Source organism: Mesorhizobium sp. C089B, assembly GCF_030323125.1.
In the GTDB taxonomy this organism is placed as follows: Bacteria; Pseudomonadota; Alphaproteobacteria; order Rhizobiales; family Rhizobiaceae; genus Mesorhizobium.
The window spans coordinates 6,410,232-6,433,406 of record NZ_CP100469.1; the positions used below are offsets into that span (position 1 = coordinate 6,410,232).

Below are 23,175 nucleotides of genomic sequence, written 5' to 3' on the forward strand. Positions count from 1 at the left end.
TGCAGTCCAATCTCCCCCCTTGCGGGGGAGATGGCCGGCAGGCCAGAGGGGGGTGTGACGGAACACTATCCTTCGTGGTGCGCGCTAGTACGGAGCGCGACACATGAGTCCGATGACCATCCTCACCGAGAAGGAACTGCGCACAATCGTGCCGCTCGATCTCGACGCGGTCGCCTGCGTCGAAAACGCTTTCCGCGCGCTCGCCACATTGCCGGTGGCGATGCCGCCGATTCTGCGGTTGGACATTCACGAGCAGCGCGGCGAGGTGGATGTGAAGTCCGCCTATGTGCCAGGAATAGAAGGTTTCGCCGTCAAAATTAGCTCGGGCTTCTTCGACAATCCGAAGCTCGGTCTGCCCAGCGGGGGCGGCATGATGGTGTTGCTCTCGGCAAGAACCGGTGTGGTCGAGGCGCTGCTGCTCGACAATGGCTATCTCACAGATGTCCGCACCGCTGCTGCCGGCGCCGTCGCGGCGAAGCATCTGTCGCGGCCGGATTCGTCCGTCGCCGCAATCTTCGGCGCCGGCGTGCAAGCCGGGCTGCAACTCGAAGCACTCATGTTGGTGCGGCCGATCGCCGAGGCACGTATCTGGGCGCGCGATGCGGTCAAGGCGGAGACGGCCGCAGGCGCGCTGCGCGAAAAGCTCGGCATTCTCGTGCGCGCCGAGCCGGATGCAGCCAAAGCAACCATCGGCGCCGACATCATCGTCACCACCACGCCGTCGACCGAGCCGCTGATCAAGGCCGGCTTTGTCGTTGCCGGGCAGCACATCACCGCCATGGGCTCGGATGCCGAACACAAGAACGAGATCGCGCCGGCGATCCTGCGCATGGCCGATCTCTATGTCGCCGACAGCGCCAAGCAGACACGGCGTCTGGGAGAACTGCATCACGCCATCGCATCGGGCGTGATGGGAGCCGATGCCGCGGTCACCGAACTCGGCCAGATCATCGCCGGCGAACGGCACGGAAGGCGCTCACCCAGCGACATCACCATCGCCGACCTCACCGGCACCGGCGTGCAGGATACGGCGATCGCCACGCTCGCTCGCAACCGGGCGCGGGCGGCCAATGCCGGAACCATTTTTGAAAGCTGATGCTGGCCAAAGCGTGATCCGGAAGTGGAACCCGGTTTTTCCCAGAGATCACGTTCAAACAAGAACGACGAGCCTGTTTCCAACAAAGTTGAAACAGGCTCCAGGCCCAACAAACGAGGACCAAGAACAATGCAGCCGAACCTAAAATTCTCGCGTGGCGAATTTGCGGATCGCCTCGCCAAGACGCGAAAAGCCATGGAGGGGAAAGGCGTCGATCTGCTTGTTATCAGCGACCCATCCAACATGGCCTGGCTGACCGGCTATGATGGCTGGTCGTTCTATGTGCATCAGGCGGTGATCGTGCCACCATCGGGCGAGCCGGTCTGGTACGGTCGCGGCCAGGATGCCAATGGCGCCAAGCGCACCGCCTATCTCGCGCATGACAACATCGTCGGCTATGCCGACCACTACGTGCAGTCGACCGAGCGCCACCCGATGGATTTTTTGGCCAGAGTGCTCAGTGATCGCGGCTGGGGCAAGCTGACCATCGGCGTCGAGATGGACAATTACTGGTTCTCGGCTGCCGCCTTCGCCGCGTTGCAGAAGCACCTGCCCAACGCCCGCTTCGTCGACGCGACAGCGCTGGTCAATTGGCAGCGCGCGGTGAAGAGCCCGACTGAAATCGACTATATGCGCAAGGCGGCCCGCATCGTCGAAGCCATGCACCAGCGCATCGTCGACAAGATCCAGGTCGGCATGCGCAAATGCGATCTGGTCGCCGAGATCTACGATGCCGGCACGCGCGGTGTCGATGGCGTCGGCGGCGACTATCCGGCGATCGTGCCGCTGCTGCCGTCGGGCGCCGACGCCTCGGCGCCGCATCTCACCTGGGACGACCAGCCGATGAAGTCGGGCGAGGGCACCTTCTTCGAGATCGCCGGCTGCTACAACCGCTACCATTGCCCGCTGTCGCGCACCGTCTTTCTCGGCAAGCCGACACAGGAATTCCTCGATGCCGAGAAGGCGACACTGGAAGGCATGGAGGCGGGGCTGGCGGCGGCAAAGCCCGGCAATGCCTGCGAGGACATCGCCAACGCCTTTTTCGCCGTGTTGAAGAAATATGGCATCGTCAAGGACAACCGCACCGGCTACTCCATCGGCCTATCCTATCCGCCGGATTGGGGCGAACGCACCATGAGCCTGCGCCCCGGCGACCGCACCGAACTCAAGCCCGGCATGACCTTCCATTTCATGACCGGCCTGTGGCTGGAGACGATGGGACTGGAAATCACCGAATCCATCCTGATCACCGAAACCGGTGTAGAGTGCCTCGCCAATGTACCGCGCAAACTGGTGGTGAAGAATTGAGCCCGATGCCTAGCCTCCGCCCATCTCCGATCGCGCCGACCGTCGATTTCGACAAGGACGGCGTGCAACATGGTTTCCTGCGCCTGCCCTACAGCCGCGACGACTCGGCCTGGGGCTCGGTGATGATCCCGATCTGCGTCATCCGCAACGGCAAGGGGCCGGCCGCGCTGCTCACCGGCGGCAACCATGGCGACGAGTATGAGGGGCCGCTGGCGCTCTACGATCTTGCCCGCACGCTCGATCCCAAACAGGTCAGCGGCACGGTGATCATTGTGCCGGCGATGAACTATCCGGCCTTCCGCGCCGGCACGCGGACGTCGCCGATCGACAAGGGCAATATGAACCGCAGCTTTCCCGGCCGCCCCGACGGCACGGTGACCGAGAAGATCGCCGACTACTTTCAACGCGAACTGCTGCCGCGCGCCGACCTCGTCTTCGATTTCCACTCCGGCGGCAGGACGCTGGATTTCGTGCCCTTCTGTGCCGCGCACACGGTGCCCGACAAGGCACTGGAGCAGAAAGCCTTCGACGCGGTCGCCGCATTCGCGGCTCCGTTCTCCATGCGCATGATCGAGATCGACTCCGTCGGCATGTACGACACGGCGGCGGAGGAAATGGGCAAGGTCTTCGTCAGCACCGAGCTTGGCGGCGGCGGCACCTCGCGCGCACAGACGGTGCGGATTGCGCGGCGCGGCATCAGCAATGTGCTGCGTCATGCCGGCATTGTCGCCGGTGCAGTAGAGAAGAGCCCGACGCAGTGGCTCGACATGCCGTCGGGCGATTGCTTCTCCTTCGCCGAGGACGACGGCATGATCGAAACCATGGTCGATCTCGGCGAGCCTGTGAAAGAAGGCTCGGTGCTGGGGCGCATCCATTCCACCGGCCGCACCGGCATCGCTCCGCAGGAAATCCGGGCAAAAATGTCCGGCATTCTGGCCGCGCGGCATTTCCCCGGCCTGGTCAAAGCCGGTGACTGCGCCGCCGTCCTGGCCGTTGTGGTTTCATCGTGATTTCGCAGAGTACGCCGCGCGAATATCAGTCGGTCTGGATCCAGACCGACTTGGTCTCCAGATACTCGTGCAGATGTTCGATGCCGCCCTCGCGGCCATAACCCGACATCTTCATGCCGCCGAACGGCACCGCCGGGTCGATGGCATGGTACATGTTGACCCAGACCGAGCCGGCCTTGACCCGGCGCGCAAGCTTGTGCGCGGTGCCCAGATGCGTGGTGAAGATGCCGGCGGCCAGGCCATAGGGCGTCGCATTGGCACGCGCCACCGCTTCGTCGAGCGTGTCGAAGGGCATCGCCGAAATGACCGGGCCGAAAATCTCCTCGCGCGCGATGGTCATCTGGTCCGACACGGCGCCGAAGACCGTCGGCGCAATGAAGTTGCCGCCATCGTAGAGCTCGCCGGTCAGCCGCGAGCCACCGGCGACCAGTTCGGCGCCTTCGTCGCTGCCGGCCCTGATATAGCCCTCCACCTTGCCTGCCTGCCTGGCATTGATGAGCGGTCCGATTTCCGTCTCTGCCTCGATGCCATGGCCGATCCGCAGTCTGCCGGCGAAATCGGCGAGCCGGCGGACGAACTCGTCATGGATTTCGCGCGCCACGAACAGCCGCGAGCCGGCAATGCAGATCTGGCCCGAATGCACGAACACCGCCATCGCCGCGATCGGAACAGCCTTGTCGATGTCGGCGTCGCGGCAGACGATGATCGGCGACTTGCCGCCGAGCTCCAGTGAAACGCGTTTGAGGTTGGCCACGGCTGCCCGCGCGATGGCCTGGCCGGTCAGCGTCGATCCGGTGAAAACGATCTTATTGACGTCTGGATGTTCGGCGAGCCGCGCACCGGCTTCGGCCCCGGTGCCGGTGACGACGTTGACGACGCCGTCGGGCACGCCGGCTTCCTGCATCAGTTGCGCGATCAGCAGCGGCGTCAGCGACGCATCCTCGGACGGTTTCAGCACGATGGTGCAGCCTGTCGCCAGCGCCGGCGCGATCTTCCAGATCGAGGCGGCGGTCGGCGCGTTCCAGGGAATGATCGCACCAACGACGCCCACCGGCTCGCGCCGGGTGAAGGTGACGATCTCGCCGGGAATCGAATTGTCGATCGTCTCGCCATGCAGCGCCGTCGCCATGCCGGCATAGAAGCGCAGCATGCCGATGACGCGGCGCCGGTTGGCGAGCGTGCGCGTGATCGGCAGTCCCATATCGAGCGTGTCGGAAACGCTGAGCTCTTCCCAATGCGTCTCGAACAGATCGGCGATCCTGAGCAGCACGCACTGCCGCTCGTAGGGCGAGAATTTGGACCATGGGCCTTCGAAGGCCGCGCGCGCGGCGGCCACCGCCGAGTCGATATCGGCAGCCCCGCCGCGCGGCACTGTCGCCAGCACCTCGCCTGTTGCCGGATTGAGTGCCTGCATGCCCTGGCCGGACTGCGCCGCGACCCACTTGCCGCCAATGAACATCGGTCGGAATTCGCCATGGTACAACGCCGTGGCCTTCGCCTTCGGGTCGAAGTTCAGCGTCATCTTTTCCTCCTCGCAATTCCCTGGCGACTATTACTCCCGCCGCCGGCCTCAAACAAGGAAAGCAACAGGGCGCTCAGATAATCAGGTTGTGCGCGTGACTTCCGATCACGCGAGCAACAAGAAACAGACAGCCGCTAGAGCATGATCCCGAAAATTGGGAACCGGCTTTCGGAAAAGATCGTGCTTCGACAAATGGCATCTAGAAAAATCATCGCGAGTTGTCGGAGCGCGTCGCTAAAAGCTCAATGAGGCAAGCCGATCATTGCCCACGGCGACCGCGATGCCGGCATTGCAGACGAGAGCGCAACAGGCAGTCGCCAGCCGCCACCCAGCGCTCACCCGTGGCCGGATCGATCGTGGCCGTTCCAGCCGGCTTCACCGTGACAAAGGTTTCGCGCGCCGCTTCGCTGCAATCGCTGTTGGATGACTGCTCGCGGAAGCAAGATCGGTCGAGCGGCCTCGCGACGTGCAAACATTGGCAGGATTGATCCGCAACCGACGGTGCCTGGCATCGATCGAGCACGCCGGTCCGTCACTCCGGAAGGCCGGCCTTTCGGAAGCCATCGACGAAATGGTCGAGCGTGGCAGTGTCGCGGAACGGCTCCGTCTCGACCCAGTGACGGGTGGTGAAATGTGGGTTCGCGACGAGGAACAAGTCGACCTCGGCGCGCGCCTCGTCGATCCGGCCGAGTTGCGCAAGGCTTGCCGCAAGGAAACGGCGCGAGCTTGTCCGATACGTCTCGTCCCGGCGCGTCGTCTCGACCGCGGCTTCATAGTCGCGCGCCGCATATTGCGCCTGGCCGAGCGTCAGGTAGTACCAGCTTGCCGGAAACGGGTTCAGCCGGAACGCCTTGCTGATATAGTCGAGGCCGTCCTCGACGCGCCCGGCCAGGACCGCGATGTCGGACAATGTCGCCCAGGCATCGGCCTCGTTCGGGTCGAGTTCGAACGCCTTGGCAAATCCCACATCCGCCTCGTCGAATCTGCGCTCATAGGCAAGCAGGTTGGCAAGCACCCAGTGGCAGCCGGCATCGTTGGGATCGATCGCCACAGCCTTGCGCGCCAGCTCCAGGGCAAGGCCTCGGGCGGGCTCAATGGGCTCTCCCCAATGCACCCATCCCATCCAGTGGTTCATGGCAAGCCAGCGATAGGCTTCGGCATAGTCCGGATCGAGCGCAAGCGCGCGCGTCAGCAACAGATGCGCTTCGCGCGCCGTCTCCGGCGAGACGTCGATCAGGTTGCGGGCCCGCACGCACAGATCGTAGGCCTCGAGATTTCGGGGCCGGTTGCGCGGCAGCGGCGCGCGCAGCCGGCCAAGCAGCGCCTCGACGATCTTGGCCGTCACCTCGTCCTGAACGGCAAAGATATCTTCCAGGCCGCGATCGAAGCGGTCTGCCCATAAATGCTCGCCGCTCAGCGCGTCGACCAGCTGGGCGTTGATGCGCACGCGCCCGGCGGCGCGTCTGGCGCTGCCCTCCAAGAGATAGCGCACGCCAAGTTCTCTGGCGACCTCGCGCACATCCACCGCCTTGCCCTTGTAGGCAAAGGTCGAGTTGCGCGCGATGACGAACAGGCCGCCGATCCTCGACAGGTCGGTGATTAGGTCTTCGGTCAACCCGTCGGCGAAGGCTTCCTGCTCGGGGTCGTTGCTGAAATTGGCAAAGGGCAGCACGGCTATCGACGGTTTGGCGGGCAGCGGCAAAGCCTGTCGCTTCTCGTCGCCGAGCTGTTCGATGGCGCCGGCGAAGCGATAGCCGACGCGCGGAACGGTCGATATCCATTCTCCGCCGTTCGTGGCCGGACCCAGCAGCTTGCGCAATTGCGCAATCTGGACGGTGAGGTTGCCTTCCTCAACGGCGGTGCCTGGCCATGCCGCATCCATCAACTCGGCCTTGGCCACGATCTCGCCGGGCCGGGCGACGAGCGCCGCCAGCAGCTGCAGTCCGCGGTGGCCGGCGGCGACGGGAACTTGGTCCCGAAGGAGCGTTCCCGCACCCGGATCAAGCACGAACGGACCAAAGGCAAAGCGCGATCCCTGCATAACGCGCATCTATAGAGCAATTCCAGGAAAGGTGTGAAGGCGGTTTTCCCACGGGAAAGCGCGGCGGAGCGCTTCACGGACGTATGGCGTCAAAACAAAGAGTTGAGCACCTCGCCGTTTCCATGAAACGGCGAGGTGCTCTAGCCAGTTTGGAACTTTTGAGAACTATTTGGCCGCGCTTAATTACGGCGCCGTCCGCATGCGGCAGAGTTCAACCTCTTGCAAGCCGAGGGCTGTCGCCCGTTAAACCGAATGGAGGTTGCCATGAACGATACCCTTGCTTCTGCTCGTGCAGCCTGGCCGGAAAAAGCGGTGTCATCGGGCCGGCGTCCGACGGGCCCGCGGGGCATAATCGCGGCCTGGCGCGAGCGGATACGCTTTCGCTGGGACCTCAAGCAGATGGCGGAGGCCAATCCGCACCTGATCGACGATATCGGTCTGACCAGACGCCAGGTCGAGGCCGAAATCGTAAAACGCTTCTGGCAAGTGTGAGCTGATGTCGCGGATAAGACCCGACCGCCTGTTTGGGCGTGCCGCGGCACTTTGCCGGCATTTGCCCTTGCCGGAACGTGCCGATCCTGCTTCGAAGTCGGCATGAGCGCCGAAGACGCGACGTCACCGCCGGAGAACCACATCGCATGGGCCGCGATGGCCGGCATCATCGCGACAGTTACGGTGTTCGCCATAGCACAGGGGCTGACGTATCCGCTGCTCAGCTTCATCCTGGAACGGCAAGGGACGACACCGGGCCTTATCGGCCTCTCGGCCGCGATGACGCCTCTGGGTTTCATTATATCGTCGCTCTTCACGCCGGCGCTGGTCCGGCGGGTGGGCGCGGCGCGCTTTGCGGTTGTGTGTTCGATTCTGGCAGCAACCGTCCTGATCGCGATTGCCTGGACGCAGGATGTATGGGCCTGGATGCCGTTGCGCTTCCTGCTCGGCTTCTTTGCCAATCCGCTTTACGTGATTAGTGAAACCTGGCTGGTCTCGATCACACCCGCCGCACGCCGAGGCCGCATCATGGGCCTATACTCCTCCATCGTTTCCGCCGGCTTTGGCCTCGGCCCGCTGTCGCTAGGCTTGGTCGGCACGCAAGGATGGCCACCCTTCATCATCGGCAGCGCGGCCTTCCTTGTCTGCGGCCTGATCGTGCTTGCCGTCGCGCCGCGCCTGCCCGACATGCCGCGTGAGGGCGAAGCGGTGTCGGTCGGCGGCTTCTTCGCGCTGGCGCCGCTGCTCTTGTTCGCAGTCTTCACGGCTGCCGCCTTCGAGCAAGTCCTGCTTTCGCTGTTCGCGGTCTATGGTGCCGCGCTCGGCAGCACTGAGCAGCGCATCGCTTCGCTCATCACCTGTTTCATCGCCGGCAATGCCGTGCTGCAGGTCGTGCTTGGGCGCGCCGCCGAACGGTTTGGCTCGAAGCCGATGATGCTGTTCTGTGTCCTGGCTTGCCTGGCCGGTTGCCTGCTGTTGCCGTTGCTCTTCGCTACGTGGCTTATCTGGCCGCTCTTCTTCGTCTGGGGCGGGGTCTCGTTCGGGATCTACACGCTGTCGCTGATCCAGCTCGGCGAGCGTTTCACCGGTCAAGCCTTGATCGCCGGCAATGCCGCCTTCGCGTTCGTATGGGGGGTAGGCGGCATCGTCGGCTCACCCGTGGCCGGGCTGGCGATGCAACTGACCGGACATCAGGGACTGCCATCGTCGCTTGGCCTGCTGTGCTGCGTGCTGGTGGTGTTTCTGCTGGCGGAGTTACGGCGGGTTGACCGCGTTCAGGCGTAAGGCGTGCCTGCCATTGCGGCCTTCAGGCCGATGCTGCCCTTGTCGACAAGAGCGAGAAAGGCCGAACCCGCCTCGTCGCCGTCCTGGGTTCCTCGAAGCGTCCGATCCGCCTCGATGAACGCCACGGCCGCCAGGCGGGTGTCGGGGTCTGCAGCTTACGCCCGCCGCCTTCGGATCGTGCCACCATTAGTATATCCCAGCTCGTCGCGTTCGCTCTCGCTCGCGCCGAGGCCGGCCCAGTGTTTCCGGACCAGCATGTCTTCAGCTGCCATGTCTTCAAACCTCGATGTCAGGCGAAAACGCGGCCGCCGTAGAACTCGGCGGCCGCCAATGGCGATGCTATATTCGCCCGAGAACAACCAGAATGATCACGATGATCAGCACCAGCCCGAGGCCACCGCCGCCATAGTAACCAGTGCCGTAGAAGGGGCCGCCGCCGAGGCCGCTGAAGCCGCCGAGCAACGCGATGATCAGGATGATAATAAGAATGGTACCCAGGCCCATATGCCGTCTCCTTCGCTGCCGCGCCGTTCACGGCGCGGCTCGAAGAACTAAACTCCCAGCAAGCCTTCCTGTTCCCCGGCGATTTTCATCCGACGGCTAAGGAACGAAAGCCATCATGACGGCGTTTGCTGAGGTTCAGGCGCAAGCTGCGCGTGCATCGCGCGCCAGGCGGCGCGTAGAATTCAGAATTTACGCGGGATTGCCCTTTAGGCGGCCGGCCGCTCCTCCACCTGAACGCGCGGCAGGCTTGACGCCGGGCTTACGCTGGAAGGCGAGCTGAAACGTGTCGTCATCTGAAGCCGAATTGGTCGACGACGAGTTTTGGCCCCGCACCATTCCCAGTCGAGCTGAACCGGCAGCAGCTCACGTCGCCTTGCCGGCCGGCGCGCCTATGTCTTCCTCGGCAATATCGTCGAACGATGCGTAGTTCATGTTGTAGAGCCTGGCATAGAGGCCCTTGGCCGCCATCAGCTGCTCGTGATTTCCGCTCTCGACGATCTCGCCGTTCTGTAGAACGATGATGCGATCGGCGCCGCGTATGGTCGCCAGCCGGTGCGCGATGACCAGCCCGGTGCGGCCTTCCAGCAGCGTGACCAGCGCTTTCTGGATCAGCATCTCGGTGTAGGAATCGATGCTCGCCGTGGCCTCGTCGAGCACCAGGATTTTCGCATCGGCGACCAGTGCGCGTGCAAAACTGATCAGCTGACGCTGGCCGAGCGAGAGATTGCCGCCGCGCTGTTCGAGCTCGGTGTCGTAGCCATCGGGCAGATGCTCGATGAAGTCGTGCGCGCCAACGGCTTGCGCGGCGCGCACAACCTCTTCGCTGGTAGCCGATGTCTTGTGGTAGCGGATGTTCTCCAGCACCGTGCCGGAAAACAGGAACGGCTCCTGCAGCACCATCGCCACCTGATCGCCGAGCGAATCCTGCGTCACGTCGCGCACATCGTGGCCGCCGACCCGCACCTCGCCCGACCAGACGTCGTAGAAGCGGTGCACCAGCGCCATGCAGCTCGACTTGCCCGAACCGGTGGGGCCGACAAGCGCAACCGTCTCGCCCGGATTGACGCGGAAGGAGATGTTTTTCAGCACCGGCTGGTTCTGCCGGTAGCCGAAGGTGACGTTCCTGAACTCGACCGAACCGTCCATGTCGCGCGTCAGCGTCACCGCGCCCTGTCTGTCGCTGACGTCGACCGGTACGTCGAGCACTTCGGAGATGCGTTGGCCCGACGCCATGGCGCGCTGCATGACCGAGTACTGCATGGTGAGCGAGCGGATCGGGTCGAAGAAGCGCTGGATATAGAACAGGAACGCCACCATGACGCCGATGTCGAGGCTGTGCGACAGCACCATCGAGCCGCCGACGACGATCACGGTTGCCATCGCAATGCCGGTCAGCGTGTCGACGATCGGCACCATCACCTGCGCATATTTGGCCGAGGTCAGGTGAGCCCTGAGATTGGCCAGCACCTTCTCGTCATAAAGGTCGAAATTGACGTGCTGGCGCTCCAGGCTCTGCACCGTGCGAACGCCATGGATGCCTTCGGCCAGCGCGCCATTGGCGATCGAGTTGGTCTCATGCGCGGCCATGAAGGCGATCTTGGCGCGCGGCAGCCAGAACAGGCGCACGATGAACAACGCCGGCATGGTCGACAGCGTCAGCAGACCGAGCCGGAAATCGAGCCACAACAGAACGCTGACGATGCCGAACAGCAGCACGATGTCGCCCACCGACATCACCGAGGTCTCGAGGAATTCCTGCATGGAATTGACGTCGCCCTGCAGGCGCGACATCAGCCGGCCCACCTCGGTCTTGTCCATGAAGCCCAGCGAGACGCGCTGCAGATGGCTGAACATGGCGCGGCGCAAATCCGACAGCACATTCTCGGCCACCTTGCCGACGACACTTTCCTGGACATAGCTGGCGCCATAGTTGATCAGGATGATCAGAGCGAAGGCGCCGATCGCCCAGTTCATCACCGAGCGGTCGGCCTTGCCCGCGGCCATGCCGTGGTCGATGGCGTAACGGATGACCAGCGGGATCGCCAATTGCGTCAGCGTGAACACCAGCACGGCGGCAACCGAGATGAAGATCCGGCCCTGATACGGTTTCACGAAGCTCCAGATGCGGCGCACGATACGCGGATCGTAGACCTTGCCGAAGACCTCTTCCTCGTCGCGGTGCGAACCGACAACGGCCCTGGTGGGCCGCCGGCTGGTGTCTTCCTTCTGGTCGTCGTTCTGTGTCGACATCATGCGGCTCCCACCGCCACCGGCAAATCGTCGTCCGACCGCAGCTGCAGGTCGTAAAGCGCGCGGTAGCGTCCGCCGAGCGCCAGCAATTCCTGGTGCGTGCCGCGCTCGGCGATGCGGCCATTCTCGACGAACAGGATCTGGTCGGCATGCATCAGCGAGCTCAGCCGGTGCGAGATGATCAGCGTCACGCGGTCCTTGGCGAAACGCTTCATCGCGGTGCGGATTCGCTGCTCGGTGCCGGCGTCGACAGCCGCGGTGGAATCGTCGAAGACCAGCACCGAAGGCCGCAGCATCAGGGTGCGGGCGATGGTCAGGCGCTGCCGCTGGCCGCCGGAAAGCGATGACCCGCGCTCGCCCACGACCGTGGTGTAGCCGGCCGGAAGCCCGATGATGTAATTGTGCAGCTGGGCGTATTCAGCCGCCTGCCCGATGCGGGTCTCGCGCGCCCACGGATTGCCATAGGCGATGTTGTTTTCGATCGAGGTGGTGAACAGGAAGGCGTCCTGCTGCACGACGCCGACCGCCTTGCGCAGCGATTGCAGCGTGACCTCGCGTATATCCTGCCCGTCGATGGTGATCGCGCCTGACCTCACATCGTAGAAGCGCGGGATCAGATGCGCGATGGTCGACTTGCCGCTGCCCGGCGGGCCGACAATGCCGACGGTCTCGCCGGACCTGGCCTCGAAGGAAATGCCCGACAGTGCCGGCCGGCCGCCGGCGCCCGCGTAGCGGAAGCCGACATTGTCGAAGCGCAGCACGCCTTCGCTGACCACGAGATCCTTGGCATCGGGCGCATCCTCGATGTCAAGTTCGGCGTCGAGCAGCTCGAACAGCCTTGTGCCGCAGGTCGAGGCGCGGGCGAACGAGTTGACCATCAGCCCGAGCTGGCGCACCGGCATCTGCAGGATGGTCATGAAGGTGAGGAACTGCGCCAGCGTGCCGACGCTGATCTGGCCCGCGATCACCTTCTGGCCACCGAACCACAGCACCAGGCCCATGGCCGCCAGGAAGGAAAAATTCATGGCGCTGGTGTTGGAGACGCGGATGTCGACGCGCTGGTCGGCAAGCTCCAGCGCCGACTTCTTGGCGCGGTCGAATTTTTCCAGCTCATGCCGCTGCGCCGCAAAGGCGCGCACGACGCGGATGCCGCCGAGGTTCTCGTCCATCACCCGGCTCAGCACCGACAGCCGCTCCTGCAGCGTCAGCCAGGTGCTGCGCAGCCTGAGCTGTGTGACCGAGGAGCGCCAGGCGACGAACGGCACGAAACTCAGACTGAGCAGCCCGAGCTCGAGATCGGTGCTGATCAGGAGATAGGAGCCGACGCCGATCAGCACGCCGAGCAGCACCACGCGCAATATGCCGGTGGAAAAGAACATGCGCACGCCGTCGAGGTCGAGCAGGCCAAGCGTGATCAGGTCGCCGGTATGCACCCGGTCATGGAAGGAAAAGCTCAGCCGCTGGATCTTTTCGTAGAAAGCCAGGCGCAGCTCATAGCCGGTGCGGTGGCCGACGGCCTCGCCGTAATAATTCTGCGCCATCGTGAAGAGGCCGCGCAGGATGCTGACGACGAGCAAGGTGATCGCCGTCGTCCACAGCGCCTGCTCAGCCGCCGCGCCGCCGCCTCCAGCCATCACGCCTTGCGCCTGGTCGATGGCGTGGCCCAGCAGGCGCGGGATGAACAGCTGCAGCGTCGCGGCGATGAAAGTCGAGGCGATGGTGATCGCAACTTGCCAAGGATGGCGCAGCGTCATGCGCACGATGCGCAGCAGCGTGCTGAGGCCCTTGCCCCAGGACGCCTCCGCCACATGGGCAAACGATTTGCCGCGCTTCGCCGCGCCGCTGGTTGCGTCCCTTGCCAAGGAAATATCCAATCCGGTCCGGACATTAGCCCAGACGAATGAAAACAGACTCAGTTTCAGATACCGCGATGGTACGCCTCGATTTTGACCGTTCAAGGGCCAATGGCGGTATCGCACTGTGCCTGAAAGGGGCTGATCGTCCGCGACCGCTTAAGCCCGTGTCGGCGTTAGAGGCGGCAGGCTCGTCACTTTAGGCCGATTGAAAAGATGCGAGCATGTGGGTTGCGCCAACCGCCATCATGCGTGACCTCGGCCAATGTGATCGGCTGCGGGACCGAGCGCAGTGAGCAGCGCCTTGCCGCTTTCCAGCGTCGCATTCTCATGCGGCGCGCGCAGGTTGAGCCAGCGTTTGTCGCCGGAGCGCACCGCCAGCACGGCCTTCATTGCCGGGATCAGGCCTGCATCCTGGATCACCTTGCGGAACGCCCTGATCGCGGCGTCCGCTTCCGTGACGTCTTGGCCAGCGATCGTCGCGTCGTAGAGGGCGCGGATGGCCGCAGCGTTGAGATTGACGGTCGCGGAGATACAGCCCGCAGCACCACTGGCGAGCCCCTTGGTCAGTTGCGCCTCCGAGCTGGGGAACACCGCGACGTCGGGTGCGGCGGCAATCACCGCCGCCGTGTTGTTCCAGTCGCCGGCGCTATCCTTGTAGGCGACGACCGTCTCTGGAAACGCCGCGCTCAACCGGGCGGTCAGGGCAGGGCTTACCGGCACGCCGGAGTTCTGCGGGATGTGGTAGAGAATCATCTTCAGCGCCGGGTTGGCCACCCGTTCGATCAGCTCGCTGTAGTAGCGCGCCTGGCCTTCATCCCCGGCGGCCGTGTAGAAGAATGATGGCAGCACCATCACGCCGGCGCAGCCGAGGCCGACCGCGTGCTTCGAAAGTTCGACGGTTTCGGGGAGTGCGGTGACGCCGGTGCCGGGCATCATGCGCGCCGGCGAAATGCCGGCCTCGATCAGCCATTCCAGCGCCTGCATGCGCTCATTGAGCGAGAGCGACAGTGCCTCGCCCGTGGTGCCGAACGGCGACAGGAAATGCGCGCCCTGGCCCAGCACCCATTTGGCGTGTGAGATCCACAAGTCACGAGCAATCCGGCCGTCATTTTCGAACGGTGTCAGGATCGGGGCGATGGTTCCTTGCGGGCGGGTCATGTCGGTCCTTCCATCGGTGCTGGAAATCAGCTTGGCATAGAGCATACGTACGATGCGATCTGCCAGAGGCGATCTCTTGGGCCACCGCGCCGGCCGTGGGAAAACTTGCGGGTCATTGCCGCGAAATTCTGGCCCTTCGGTCTGCCGCAACCTGATGACGCCGGCGTCAATGGGTTGCAAATGGACCGGGGTTGCAAATGGACCAGGGTTGCAAGTGGACCAGCCAAGCCCGAAATGTCGAACAGAGACAGATCCGGAAACGGCATGCACCCACGATTGCTCAAGACCTTCCTCGCCGTGGCGCGGCACCGTAATATCACCCGTGCAGCGCGGGAGGTTCATCTGGCGCAGTCGAGCGTCAGCGACCAGATCCAGTCGCTGGAAAGCGAACTTGGCGTCGTCCTCTTCATCCGCTCGCGCCACGGCCTCGACCTGACGACGGCCGGCGACGCGCTGAAACCATATGCGGAAGAGATTCTGCAACTGGCGGAGGAGGCGCGTATTGCGGTCGAGGCAACGACGGGAATGACCGCCGGAACGGTTACGGTCGGCGCGCTGGAGACGATTGCCACTGTCAAACTTCCGCAATGGCTGGCGGCCTTTCAAGGCGACCACCCGGAGATCGGTCTGCGGCTCAAAATCGCCGGCAGCGATGCCCTGCTGCGGCAGCTCGAAGAAGGCGAGATCGACGTCGCCTTCTGTTTCGACAAGGGCGGTCTGGATGAACGCCTGGCCAGGCGCACGATATCGGCCGAGCCGCTGGTCCTTGTCGCATCAGCTGAGCATGCGGCCGCATCGCGACAGAACGACCTAGCCGCGCTCGCCGCGATGCGTTTCGTGGTGACGGAAACCGGATGCGTCTACCGGCATCTGTTCGACACTGCCTTTGCCGAGATTGCAGCGCCAGAACTTGCCGCCGAAGTCGGCAGCATCGGCGCCATTGCGGGCCTGGTGGCGACTGGTGTCGGCATGGGCCTGGTGCCGCGGCTGGCCGTTGCCGACGCGCTCGATCGCGGCGAGATCGTCGAATTGCCGTGGCCGGGGTCGGCCCGCACGGCGTCGCTGGTCATGGTCTGGCGCCGCCGGCGGGTTCAGCCGCCGGCGCTGAAACTGCTGCTGGCGGCCGCGGCCAGGAATTTCGCTGCGCTCAGATCAGCCGATGACCGCCCTCGACATGCAGAACCGTCCCTGTCGTAAAACCGTTGCCCATCAGAAAGGCGATGGCATCGGCAATGTCGTCCGGCTGTCCGACGCGGCCGACCGGCAGGCGCCTGGCCATTGCATCGAGCGTCTCGTCCTTCTTGTCGCCGGCCACAAAACTCCAGATCGGCGTGTCGACCCAGCCCGGCGAGACGGCGTTGACACGGACCGGCGCCAGCTCGACCGCCAGCGCCCGCACCAACCCTTCCAGCGCAGCGTTGACAGCGGCAACGACCGAGCCGCGCGCCGCCGGCCGGTAGGCGGCGATGCCTGAGGTGAAGGTGATGGAGCCGTTGGCCGAAAGCTGCGGCGCGCCATGCTTGGCGAGCAGCAGCGGCCCGTAGAATTTGCTTTCGACGACCCGCTGCGCCGCCTTCAGGTCGACTGAAGGCAATAGCTCATAGGCGCCTTCGATATCGGCGGCGGTGCTGACGATATGGTCGAGCCGGCCAATTCGCTTGAACAGGTCAGCGACCTGATCCTCCCTGGCGATATCGGCCGCGACGGCGCTCAAAGCGGAAGGGTTCTGCAGCGCCTCGCCGGCACGCTTGAGCCTGGCTTCACTGCGGCTGACTATGATGACTTCGGCGCCTGAGTCCAGGCACCGCCTTGCCAACGCCAGCCCCATTCCGGAGCTGCCGCCAATGATAGCGATTTTCGATTTTGCGATGTCTGCCATGTTTCCGTTCCTGTCCTGAACCGCTCCGGCGAGAGTCGCAGACCGGCGGCAGGAGTGGAAACGGAAGAAAGCGATAGTGCCATCGGAGACTCCGATGGCACTATCGTCGATAGGAACCGACGCGGGCCACTCCGTCGAGTGGCCCACCTGTCAATAGAAGTGCGCTCAATAGCCGACCGTAAAGCGCTGCTTGATATGCGCCGGCTTTTCGATCTCGTCGGCCATGACGATGGCGTAGTCCTCGAAGGAAATGCTGCTGCCCTTGTCGGACGTCAGCAGCGTGTCCTTGCCGATGCGGTATTTGCCGGTCCGCTCGCCGGCGACGAACAGCGCCGAAGGCGACAGCAAGGTCCAGTCGAGATCGTCGACCGTCCGTAGCGTGTCGAGGAAGTCGGCGCCCTTCTGCGCCTCGGCCTTGTAGATATCAGGGAAGGTCGGCGTGTCGACCAGGCGCTTGCCGGGCGCAACCTCAAGGCTGCCGGCGCCGCCGACGACGAGGTAGCGTTTGACGCCGGAAGCACGCACGGCTGCGATAAGCGTATCGGGATCGCTGTCGAGGAAATGAACCGAGGAGATCACCGCGTCATGCCCCTTGATCAGGGCGGCAAGGCCATCCTTGTCGAAGACGTCGCCCTTCTTGGCAGTCACGCCCGGAAGTGCCGCGATCTTGTCTGGATGCCGGGCAATGGCGGTGACGCTGTGACCGCGATCGGAGAGTTCCTTAAGCAGGCGCGAGCCGACCTGGCCGGACGCGCCGATAAGTGCGATTTTCATGGGGATTTTCCTTTCGTCTGGGGAGAATTTCGTCTGGGGAGAATTTCTGGGCCTACGCCGCCTCGATGTGAGCGACGAGATTGTCGTAGCTGCCGAACAGCGCGTTGGCGCCGATCAGGCGCGGCGCCGTTTGGCCGATCACCGCGAGCGCGGGAACGCCATTGACATGCAGCCGCTGGAACAACATCCGCCCGCGGCTGACCAGGTCGTCATGCTTCGCCAGAAACGGCTGCGTCGGCGCTTTCAAAAGCTTTGCCGCGTCGCTCATGCCGGCGTCGGTCAGTACCGCGGCGACGCCGTCAACCGTCACAATATCGCGGCCGTCGACATAGCGGGCATGCTGGATCGCCTTCAGTGCCGCAAGTTCCTGGCGCCAGTCGTCCAGCCCGGCGGCGTTGATGCCCATGGTGGCAGCGGAAGAATCGAGCAAGGTGCCGCTGACATTGAGCACATTGTCGAGATAGGCCTGGCTGAAGCGCTGTCCGCTCAGCCGCGCGATGCGCTGGTCATTGTCCCAGGCGTGGGCGGCAAAACCAGCATCCAGCGGCCGCGCGCCGGCACCGGAGAAAAGCCCCACCGGCAGCAGTTGGAGCGCGGTCCCGCCGGCGGCCAGTCGATCCAGCATCGGCGTGGCGCCATAGCACCAACCGCAGAGCGGGTCGAAAAGATAGGTTAGGGTTGCATTGGTCATGGCGGCCTCATTCTGTTGCCCGATAGATGACAGCTGGACCGGTTGCGAAAAATAGCGATCAATCATACAATCTGTCTGATCAAATCATACAATGAGCTGCCTGTGACCGAACTCCTCAATCTCAACCGGCTCGTCTACTTCGCCACCGTGGTGGAGACCGGCTCGTTCACGGCCGCTGCCGACCGTCTCGATGTTGCCAAGGCTGTGGTCAGCCATCAGGTCGGCAAGCTCGAAGAAGAGCTCGGTGCAACGCTGCTGCGGCGCACGACGCGGCGCGTGACGGCGACCGAAGAGGGTCGTCTGTTCTATGACCGGACCGCGATCATCCTGCGCGAGGCGGAGGCAGCCTATGGCGACATTTCGCAGCGCGCGGCGCAACCGACGGGGACGCTGCGGCTGACGGCGCCGCTCGACTATGGCGAGAAGGTCGTGGCGCCGACCATCGCCGCCTATCTCAGAAAATACCCGAAAATGCGGGTCGAGACGATCTTCGACGATGCGGTCAGCAACCTGGTCGACGAGCAGATCGATCTTGGCATCCGCGTCGGCTGGCTTGCCGATTCCAGCAATCTGGCGCGGCGGCTGGGCAGCCTGCAGCAATTCGTCGTCGCCAGCCCGGAACTGGCCGCCAGGCTGCCTGGGGAAGCCAGCCCCAGGCGGGCGAAGTCGCTGCCCTGGGTCGGCAACGCCCAGTTGCGCGGGGTGGGCCAATGGCTGTTCTCGAGGGGCACGGAAACGGTGCTGGCCGAACTCAACCCTGTCGTCAGTTGCGACAAGACACCGGGCGTTCTGTCCTGCGTGCTGGCCGGCATCGGCCTCGGCATCTTTCCGGACTACAGTGTCGCCGACGACATTGCGCGGGGACGGCTGGTGCGGGTGTTCGCGGATTGGACCTTGCCGTCCGGGGGCATCCACGCCGTCTTCCCGCCGGCGCGCTTCAGGCCGGCCAAGGTGCGCGCCTTCGTCGACTTGCTGGTTGCGGCGGAAAGGCGGCGGGCGCGCAGTGCCGTTACAGGCTGATTTCGGCGCTGGCTATGGTAATCAGGGAACCTTTGTTCGGCCCACGCTTTTGGATATGCTGCGATTCCGAACCGTCAGAAGGGTATTGCCGATGACCATCAAGATCCTCGCGACCTCCGCCCTTGTTCTCGCGCTTGGCTGCAGCCTGTCTACCGCAGCGCTCGCCAAGGAGAAGAAGCACCGCCATCGCCAGCCGGAACCGGAGCAACGCTACGTTCCCGCCCATCGCGACCTCTTCTATGCCCTGTTCGGCGGCCCGCGCTACTATGATAAGATGCTGGTCACCACGGCTGCCGGCCCCTGCTCCTACGACAGGGTCGGGCCGGACGCGAATGCGCTGAACAAGGTCAACGATCACCATTGCGGGAAGTAGAACGGCCCCAAAAGCGGGGCTGTCCTGCGCCTGTCGCGGGTTCTACCGGATGCCGGCCACCGCGAACTCGATAGAGATAGCCGATGACCGTCGAAAAATGGTCTCCGTCCGAAAGGAAGGCCGCTCGCAGAGCCTATGACGCAGCGCTGAAGGTGGCGCTCGACAAGACGCTGGCTGAACTCAAGAGCAGGGCCCACGTTGCGGCAACGCCTTCCGAAATGTGGGACGTCGAAGACTTTCTGCGGCAGCAGCGACGGAAGATAGACCAGATGTTCGACTATCGCTATTCACAGCTAATACAAATCTTCGCCAATCAAGGCTATCTCGAGGAGTGTCTCCTTGTTGGCTTGTCGGAAGACAAGCGGCAAACGATCCGAAAATACGCCAGCTGGAATCGCGAAGGGTAGGGGTCCTCTTCGGGGACCCTGGCGCTGCGCGCCGCGCAGTTTGAGCTCAGCCGTGGCTTGCCTCTCTGGCATCGGCGGTCGCGCCTCTGTCCTTGTCGTCCTGCGCCATCGCCAGCGGCGCACCCGGTTCGCCTTCCCACAGGATCAGGCTGGCGGCGCCGATCAGCCCGGCGCGGTCGCCGAGTTCAGCCTGCACGATCGGCACGTCGCGATAGGCCGGCATCGCCCGCTGCTGGATGACCGCTCTGATCGACGGTGCCAGAAGGTCGAACCCGTTGGAAAGGCCGCCACCCATGACAATCAGATCGGGCGAATAGAGATGCAAGACATTGGTGAAGCCGATGCCCAGCCATTGTGCTTCCGCCTCGATCAGGTCGAGAGCGTTGGCGTCGCCGGCCTTGGCAGCCTCTACGACATGCCTGGCCGAGACGTCGCCGTCATTTGACAGCCGTCGTAAGAGCGAGCCGTCGCCCGGCGCGGTCAGTCGCGTGGCGCGGCGGCCGAGCGCGGTTCCGGAGGCAACGGCCTCGAAGCAGCCGATGGCGCCGCAAAAGCAGCGGTCGCCTTCACCGGTGATGGTCATGTGGCCGATCTCGGCCGCCAGTCCGCGCCTGCCGTGATAGATGTGGCCATCGGCGACGACGCCGCCGCCAATGCCGGTGGACACAGTCACGAACACCAGCGATCCGCTGCCACGTCCGGCGCCAAAACGCCATTCGCCGAGCGCCGCCGCATTGGCGTCGTTTTCCAGCCGCACCGGCAGCCCGAAATGCCGCCCCAGAATGTCGATCAGCGGCACATCATGCCAGCCGGCCAGCGTTGGCGGCGCAATGACGATCCCCGCCTTGGGGTCGAGTGGCCCCGGCGCACCGACGCCGATGCCGGCGACGTTTGCCTGCGGGTGTTCCCTGAGGAGCGTGCCTGCCAGAGCGACGATCTGGCTGATCACCGCCTCCGATCCCGCACCGGCAAGCGTCGGCGCCGAAGCATGAGCGACGATACGGCCATCGCTCTCGACCAGCGCACCGCGCAGCGCCGTGCCACCGAGATCGAAGGCGAGCGCAAGCTTGGTCATCAGGCGGCGACCTCCAGCCCGTGCAGCCAGGCCATGCGCCGGGCAAGGTCGGGATCGCCGAAGGCCAGCGAGCCCAGCACCACGGTCTCCGCACCTGCGGCGCGCAGCAGCGGCACGGTCTCGTGGCGGATGCCGCCATCGGCGGCAAGCACGATGTCGGCCTCGCGGCCGGCTTTGCGCATCAGCGCGCGCGCCTCGATCAGGCGCGGACACGCCTGCTCCGACAGGCTCTGGCCCTTGACGCCGATGGAGGTGCCGAGCAGCGTCACGAACGCCACTTCCGCCAGGAAGGGCGTGACGGCCGCGACCGGTGTTTCCAGCCGCAGTACCACGCCGGCCTCGGCCCCGAGTTCATGCGCCAGTTTCACGGCGCGCAGGCCGGTCTCGCCGTTTTCGGCGTGCACGCTGATCAGGTCGGCGCCGGCCTCGATGAACTGGCGCGTCTGTTCTTCGACGATCTCGGCTTCGACCATCAAATGGACATGGATCGGCTTCGCGGTGAGCTTGGCGATGCGCGCCACCAGGTCCGGGAAGAACAGGAAGCCAGGGGTGAAGCGGGCGTCGGCGACGTCGATATGATGGACATCGGCATGGGTCTCAATGCGCTTCAAATCGCGCTCCATGTTGGCGAGGTCGGCCGACCACAGCGAGAACTCGCCGATCAGCCGGTTGCGCGGCAGGGCAGCGATCGCGGCGGGGCCGGACAGGGGCTTGTTCGTCGTCATCGTCTCAGGCTCCGTAGCCGCGCATTGTCTGGCGGTTGGTTTTGACGGCGCCAGCAGGGTCGGCGGCGGCCGTTTCGGATTCTTCCTCCAGCACCAGCCAGCCGTTGAAATTGGGTGCAGCACCAGCGATCTCGATCACTTTGGCCGTGTCACAGACGCCCTTGCCGAGCATCGCCCAGGTTCCATTCGCGTCGACATCCTTCAGATGCACATAGCGGATGCGGTCGCGATAAGTGGTGAGCGTATCCGCCATGTCCTGGCCACCGCGCAAGATGTGGCCGGTGTCGGGCACCCAGCCCACCAGCGAGGCGTCGAGCAGCCCGAAGATGCGGTCGTAGTCGGCGCGGTCGAACAGCAGCGTGTTGTGATGCGAGCTTGGATGCACCGCGACCTGGACGCCGGCCTCGCGCCCGAGCTCGCCGGCTTTGTTGTAGACCTCGGCGGCGATGGCAAACTTGTCGTCGCGCGGCCCGTCGGAAACGATCGTGGCCGAGCCCATCGACACCAGCGCGCCGGGAAAGGCGGCGGCGAAGTCGATCCAGCGTTTGGCGGTCTCGAGGTCGGCGCCGATCTCATCCCTGAGCGTGAAACCGCTCTTGGAGCCGAAGGCGAAGGAGACGAGCGTCAGCCCGGATGATTTCAGCGCGGCCGCGAACTCCTTTGGCTTGCCGGCATAGCGGCCGATCATCGTGTCGGTAATCTCGATGCCGGCATAGCCGCCATCGGCGATCGCCTTGAGCAGATCGTCCGGGCCGCCGGCGAAGCGGTCCCCGAGCATTTCCCAGGTAAAGGTCTGGCAGCCGACTTTCAGGTCTTTCACGGTCATCCTTTCATTCCTTGATCCACCTCCGTTGGAGGGATACCCTACTTGACCGAGCCCGCGGTCATGCCGGCGAGGAAGAACCTCTGGGCAACCAGGTAGATGACCAGGAGCGGCAGCGAGCCGAGCACGCTCATCGCCATCATCTGGTTCCATTCGAAGGCGTGTTGCCCCATCAACAACTGGATGCCGATCGGGACGGTGCGCATGGACGTCGACTTCGTCAGTGTCAGCGCAAAGAGAAATTCGTTCCAGCACAACAGGAAGGTGTAGACCGACGTCGCCACGATACCAGGCAGTGAAATCGGGACGATCACCCGCCACAGTGCGGTCCAACTGGTGCCGCCGTCGACAGCCACCGCTTCATCGAGGTCGCGGGGCAAGGTGTTCAGATATCCCGTCATCAGCAGGATCGCATAGGGCAGCGTAAACACCAGATAGGTCAGGATCAGCGCGACATAGGTGTCGAAGATGCCATACGAGACGACAAGCCCGAAGAAGGGGATCAAAAGCGTGATCGGCGGGATCGTCTGCGTGCTGATGATGAGAGTGTTGAGGCTGCCCTTGCCGCGGAAATTGAAACGGCTGAACCCATAGGCCGCCAGCAAGGCGATCAGCACCGTCAGCACGGTCACTGCTCCGGCCACGAAGTAGCTGTTGAAGAAGAAGCGCAGCTTTACCGGGTCGCTCAGGATGGCCGCATACGCTTCCAGCGTGAAGGCCTTCGGCAGGACGGTTGGCGGCAGGGCGAAGATTTCGGTATTCGACTTGAACGAGCTGCTCAGCATCCAGTAGATCGGGAAGGCCGCGAACAAGAGCCCTGCGGCAAGCACGACATGGAGCGCGGCGGTGATCAGCCTGTCTTTCGGCGTGTGCCTTTTCCTCATGTG

Annotated in this window: 23 protein-coding genes; 9 read left to right on the forward strand and 14 right to left on the reverse strand. The window is 64.1% G+C overall.

Translation table 11 applies throughout. The features are described 5' to 3' along the window. The first annotated feature begins 103 nt into the window (after positions 1 to 103). The 3 genes from NLY44_RS31285 (at position 104) to doeB (ending at position 3,414) form a co-directional block, all read left to right on the forward strand. The gene (locus NLY44_RS31285; protein ID WP_286456279.1) at positions 104 to 1,096 is read left to right on the forward strand and encodes a cyclodeaminase; all 993 of its coding nucleotides are present in this window, start codon (positions 104 to 106) and stop codon (positions 1,094 to 1,096) included. 129 nt (positions 1,097 to 1,225) lie between these two features. Continuing rightward, positions 1,226 to 2,404, forward strand: a complete 1,179-nt coding sequence (gene doeA, locus NLY44_RS31290) for an ectoine hydrolase DoeA (protein WP_023667880.1) — start codon at positions 1,226 to 1,228, stop codon at positions 2,402 to 2,404. 5 nt (positions 2,405 to 2,409) lie between these two features. Further along, positions 2,410 to 3,414: a N(2)-acetyl-L-2,4-diaminobutanoate deacetylase DoeB gene (doeB, locus tag NLY44_RS31295; protein ID WP_023667881.1), complete on the forward strand. Its 1,005-nt coding sequence runs from the start codon at positions 2,410 to 2,412 to the stop codon at positions 3,412 to 3,414. A 25-nt stretch (positions 3,415 to 3,439) separates the two neighbouring features. On the opposite strand, the gene NLY44_RS31300 is transcribed toward doeB, so the two are convergent. Together NLY44_RS31300 and NLY44_RS31305 are read right to left on the reverse strand one after the other, a co-directional pair. Beyond that, positions 3,440 to 4,936, reverse strand: a complete 1,497-nt coding sequence (locus NLY44_RS31300) for an aldehyde dehydrogenase family protein (protein WP_023695242.1) — start codon at positions 4,934 to 4,936, stop codon at positions 3,440 to 3,442. Positions 4,937 to 5,468: 532 nt separating this feature from the next. Beyond that, a complete protein-coding gene (locus NLY44_RS31305) occupies positions 5,469 to 6,986 on the reverse strand; it encodes a winged helix-turn-helix domain-containing tetratricopeptide repeat protein (RefSeq protein ID WP_031194617.1) in 1,518 nt (505 codons plus the stop codon). A 255-nt stretch (positions 6,987 to 7,241) separates the two neighbouring features. On the opposite strand from NLY44_RS31305, the gene NLY44_RS31310 reads away from it, so the two are divergent. Together NLY44_RS31310 and NLY44_RS31315 are read left to right on the forward strand one after the other, a co-directional pair. Further along, positions 7,242 to 7,469 (forward strand): DUF1127 domain-containing protein, encoded by a 228-nt coding sequence (locus tag NLY44_RS31310; protein ID WP_023804415.1) that lies wholly within the window; start codon positions 7,242 to 7,244, stop codon positions 7,467 to 7,469. 102 nt (positions 7,470 to 7,571) lie between these two features. Further along, complete coding sequence (locus NLY44_RS31315; protein WP_023804414.1) at positions 7,572 to 8,753, forward strand: MFS transporter; 1,182 nt, start codon at positions 7,572 to 7,574, stop codon at positions 8,751 to 8,753. Here the strand turns inward: NLY44_RS31315 and NLY44_RS31320 are convergent. The 5 genes from NLY44_RS31320 to NLY44_RS31340 all read right to left on the reverse strand — a co-directional run bounded on the left by NLY44_RS31320 (position 8,744) and on the right by NLY44_RS31340 (position 14,521). Further along, the gene (locus tag NLY44_RS31320) at positions 8,744 to 8,878 is read right to left on the reverse strand and encodes a hypothetical protein (protein ID WP_023804413.1); all 135 of its coding nucleotides are present in this window, start codon (positions 8,876 to 8,878) and stop codon (positions 8,744 to 8,746) included. The genes NLY44_RS31315 and NLY44_RS31320 overlap by 10 nt on opposite strands. Before the next feature lie 214 nt (positions 8,879 to 9,092). After that, positions 9,093 to 9,257 (reverse strand): DUF3309 family protein, encoded by a 165-nt coding sequence (locus NLY44_RS31325; protein ID WP_023667887.1) that lies wholly within the window; start codon positions 9,255 to 9,257, stop codon positions 9,093 to 9,095. A gap of 363 nt (positions 9,258 to 9,620) precedes the next feature. Then, positions 9,621 to 11,507 carry an ABC transporter ATP-binding protein gene (locus NLY44_RS31330; RefSeq protein ID WP_023804412.1) on the reverse strand — a complete coding sequence of 629 codons (1,887 nt, stop codon included), beginning with the start codon at positions 11,505 to 11,507 and terminating at the stop codon, positions 9,621 to 9,623. After that, positions 11,507 to 13,369 (reverse strand): ABC transporter ATP-binding protein, encoded by a 1,863-nt coding sequence (locus tag NLY44_RS31335; RefSeq protein ID WP_023804411.1) that lies wholly within the window; start codon positions 13,367 to 13,369, stop codon positions 11,507 to 11,509. The genes NLY44_RS31330 and NLY44_RS31335 overlap by 1 nt, the downstream gene beginning before the upstream one ends. A 237-nt stretch (positions 13,370 to 13,606) precedes the next feature. Beyond that, on the reverse strand, positions 13,607 to 14,521 hold the full coding sequence (locus NLY44_RS31340) for a dihydrodipicolinate synthase family protein (protein ID WP_023804410.1): 915 nt from the start codon (positions 14,519 to 14,521) through the stop codon (positions 13,607 to 13,609). 264 nt (positions 14,522 to 14,785) lie between these two features. Between NLY44_RS31340 and NLY44_RS31345 the strand changes: the two genes are divergently transcribed. Beyond that, positions 14,786 to 15,718 (forward strand): LysR family transcriptional regulator, encoded by a 933-nt coding sequence (locus tag NLY44_RS31345; RefSeq protein ID WP_023751826.1) that lies wholly within the window; start codon positions 14,786 to 14,788, stop codon positions 15,716 to 15,718. On the opposite strand, the gene NLY44_RS31350 is transcribed toward NLY44_RS31345, so the two are convergent. The 3 genes from NLY44_RS31350 to NLY44_RS31360 all read right to left on the reverse strand — a co-directional run bounded on the left by NLY44_RS31350 (position 15,669) and on the right by NLY44_RS31360 (position 17,865). Further along, positions 15,669 to 16,400: an SDR family oxidoreductase gene (locus NLY44_RS31350; RefSeq protein ID WP_023753996.1), complete on the reverse strand. Its 732-nt coding sequence runs from the start codon at positions 16,398 to 16,400 to the stop codon at positions 15,669 to 15,671. The two genes, NLY44_RS31345 and NLY44_RS31350, sit on opposite strands and share 50 nt — an antisense overlap. Before the next feature lie 165 nt (positions 16,401 to 16,565). Beyond that, entirely contained in the window at positions 16,566 to 17,174 is a 609-nt protein-coding gene (locus tag NLY44_RS31355) for an NAD(P)-dependent oxidoreductase (protein WP_023692222.1), read from the reverse strand. Positions 17,175 to 17,226: 52 nt separating this feature from the next. Continuing rightward, positions 17,227 to 17,865, reverse strand: a complete 639-nt coding sequence (locus NLY44_RS31360; protein WP_023686986.1) for a DsbA family protein — start codon at positions 17,863 to 17,865, stop codon at positions 17,227 to 17,229. Between the two features lie 102 nt (positions 17,866 to 17,967). On the opposite strand from NLY44_RS31360, the gene NLY44_RS31365 reads away from it, so the two are divergent. The 3 genes from NLY44_RS31365 to frp all read left to right on the forward strand — a co-directional run bounded on the left by NLY44_RS31365 (position 17,968) and on the right by frp (position 19,665). Then, the gene (locus NLY44_RS31365) at positions 17,968 to 18,885 is read left to right on the forward strand and encodes a LysR family transcriptional regulator (RefSeq protein ID WP_023686987.1); all 918 of its coding nucleotides are present in this window, start codon (positions 17,968 to 17,970) and stop codon (positions 18,883 to 18,885) included. A 91-nt stretch (positions 18,886 to 18,976) separates the two neighbouring features. After that, positions 18,977 to 19,258, forward strand: coding sequence for a hypothetical protein (locus NLY44_RS31370; RefSeq protein WP_023686988.1), 282 nt, complete (start codon positions 18,977 to 18,979; stop codon positions 19,256 to 19,258). Between the two features lie 83 nt (positions 19,259 to 19,341). Further along, positions 19,342 to 19,665 (forward strand): fluorescence recovery protein, encoded by a 324-nt coding sequence (gene frp, locus NLY44_RS31375; RefSeq protein ID WP_023804409.1) that lies wholly within the window; start codon positions 19,342 to 19,344, stop codon positions 19,663 to 19,665. A 46-nt stretch (positions 19,666 to 19,711) separates the two neighbouring features. On the opposite strand, the gene NLY44_RS31380 is transcribed toward frp, so the two are convergent. The 4 genes from NLY44_RS31380 to NLY44_RS31395 are packed head-to-tail and all read right to left on the reverse strand — an operon-like array spanning position 19,712 to position 23,172. Beyond that, positions 19,712 to 20,740 (reverse strand): ROK family protein, encoded by a 1,029-nt coding sequence (locus NLY44_RS31380; protein ID WP_023804408.1) that lies wholly within the window; start codon positions 20,738 to 20,740, stop codon positions 19,712 to 19,714. Further along, positions 20,740 to 21,465 (reverse strand): ribulose-phosphate 3-epimerase, encoded by a 726-nt coding sequence (locus NLY44_RS31385; protein WP_023714874.1) that lies wholly within the window; start codon positions 21,463 to 21,465, stop codon positions 20,740 to 20,742. The genes NLY44_RS31380 and NLY44_RS31385 overlap by 1 nt, the downstream gene beginning before the upstream one ends. 4 nt (positions 21,466 to 21,469) lie before the next feature. Continuing rightward, the gene (locus tag NLY44_RS31390) at positions 21,470 to 22,291 is read right to left on the reverse strand and encodes a sugar phosphate isomerase/epimerase family protein (RefSeq protein WP_023804407.1); all 822 of its coding nucleotides are present in this window, start codon (positions 22,289 to 22,291) and stop codon (positions 21,470 to 21,472) included. A gap of 38 nt (positions 22,292 to 22,329) precedes the next feature. Next, positions 22,330 to 23,172 (reverse strand): carbohydrate ABC transporter permease, encoded by an 843-nt coding sequence (locus NLY44_RS31395; RefSeq protein ID WP_023804406.1) that lies wholly within the window; start codon positions 23,170 to 23,172, stop codon positions 22,330 to 22,332. Positions 23,173 to 23,175 lie beyond the last annotated feature (3 nt).

Bases quoted from the DNA above. Each gene is read 5' to 3' on its own strand.
- NLY44_RS31285 (WP_286456279.1), top strand. From the start codon at position 104: ATGAGTCCGATGACCATCCTCACCGAGAAGGAACTGCGCACAATCGTG.
- doeA (WP_023667880.1), top strand. From the start codon at position 1,226: ATGCAGCCGAACCTAAAATTCTCGCGTGGCGAATTTGCGGATCGCCTC.
- doeB (WP_023667881.1), top strand. From the start codon at position 2,410: ATGCCTAGCCTCCGCCCATCTCCGATCGCGCCGACCGTCGATTTCGAC.
- NLY44_RS31300 (WP_023695242.1), bottom strand. From the start codon at position 4,936: ATGACGCTGAACTTCGACCCGAAGGCGAAGGCCACGGCGTTGTACCAT.
- NLY44_RS31305 (WP_031194617.1), bottom strand. From the start codon at position 6,986: ATGCGCGTTATGCAGGGATCGCGCTTTGCCTTTGGTCCGTTCGTGCTT.
- NLY44_RS31310 (WP_023804415.1), top strand. From the start codon at position 7,242: ATGAACGATACCCTTGCTTCTGCTCGTGCAGCCTGGCCGGAAAAAGCG.
- NLY44_RS31315 (WP_023804414.1), top strand. From the start codon at position 7,572: ATGAGCGCCGAAGACGCGACGTCACCGCCGGAGAACCACATCGCATGG.
- NLY44_RS31325 (WP_023667887.1), bottom strand. From the start codon at position 9,257: ATGGGCCTGGGTACCATTCTTATTATCATCCTGATCATCGCGTTGCTC.
- NLY44_RS31330 (WP_023804412.1), bottom strand. From the start codon at position 11,507: ATGTCGACACAGAACGACGACCAGAAGGAAGACACCAGCCGGCGGCCC.
- NLY44_RS31340 (WP_023804410.1), bottom strand. From the start codon at position 14,521: ATGACCCGCCCGCAAGGAACCATCGCCCCGATCCTGACACCGTTCGAA.
- NLY44_RS31345 (WP_023751826.1), top strand. From the start codon at position 14,786: ATGCACCCACGATTGCTCAAGACCTTCCTCGCCGTGGCGCGGCACCGT.
- NLY44_RS31350 (WP_023753996.1), bottom strand. From the start codon at position 16,400: ATGGCAGACATCGCAAAATCGAAAATCGCTATCATTGGCGGCAGCTCC.
- NLY44_RS31355 (WP_023692222.1), bottom strand. From the start codon at position 17,174: ATGAAAATCGCACTTATCGGCGCGTCCGGCCAGGTCGGCTCGCGCCTG.
- NLY44_RS31360 (WP_023686986.1), bottom strand. From the start codon at position 17,865: ATGACCAATGCAACCCTAACCTATCTTTTCGACCCGCTCTGCGGTTGG.
- NLY44_RS31370 (WP_023686988.1), top strand. From the start codon at position 18,977: ATGACCATCAAGATCCTCGCGACCTCCGCCCTTGTTCTCGCGCTTGGC.
- frp (WP_023804409.1), top strand. From the start codon at position 19,342: ATGACCGTCGAAAAATGGTCTCCGTCCGAAAGGAAGGCCGCTCGCAGA.
- NLY44_RS31380 (WP_023804408.1), bottom strand. From the start codon at position 20,740: ATGACCAAGCTTGCGCTCGCCTTCGATCTCGGTGGCACGGCGCTGCGC.
- NLY44_RS31385 (WP_023714874.1), bottom strand. From the start codon at position 21,465: ATGACGACGAACAAGCCCCTGTCCGGCCCCGCCGCGATCGCTGCCCTG.
- NLY44_RS31390 (WP_023804407.1), bottom strand. From the start codon at position 22,291: ATGACCGTGAAAGACCTGAAAGTCGGCTGCCAGACCTTTACCTGGGAA.
- NLY44_RS31395 (WP_023804406.1), bottom strand. From the start codon at position 23,172: ATGAGGAAAAGGCACACGCCGAAAGACAGGCTGATCACCGCCGCGCTC.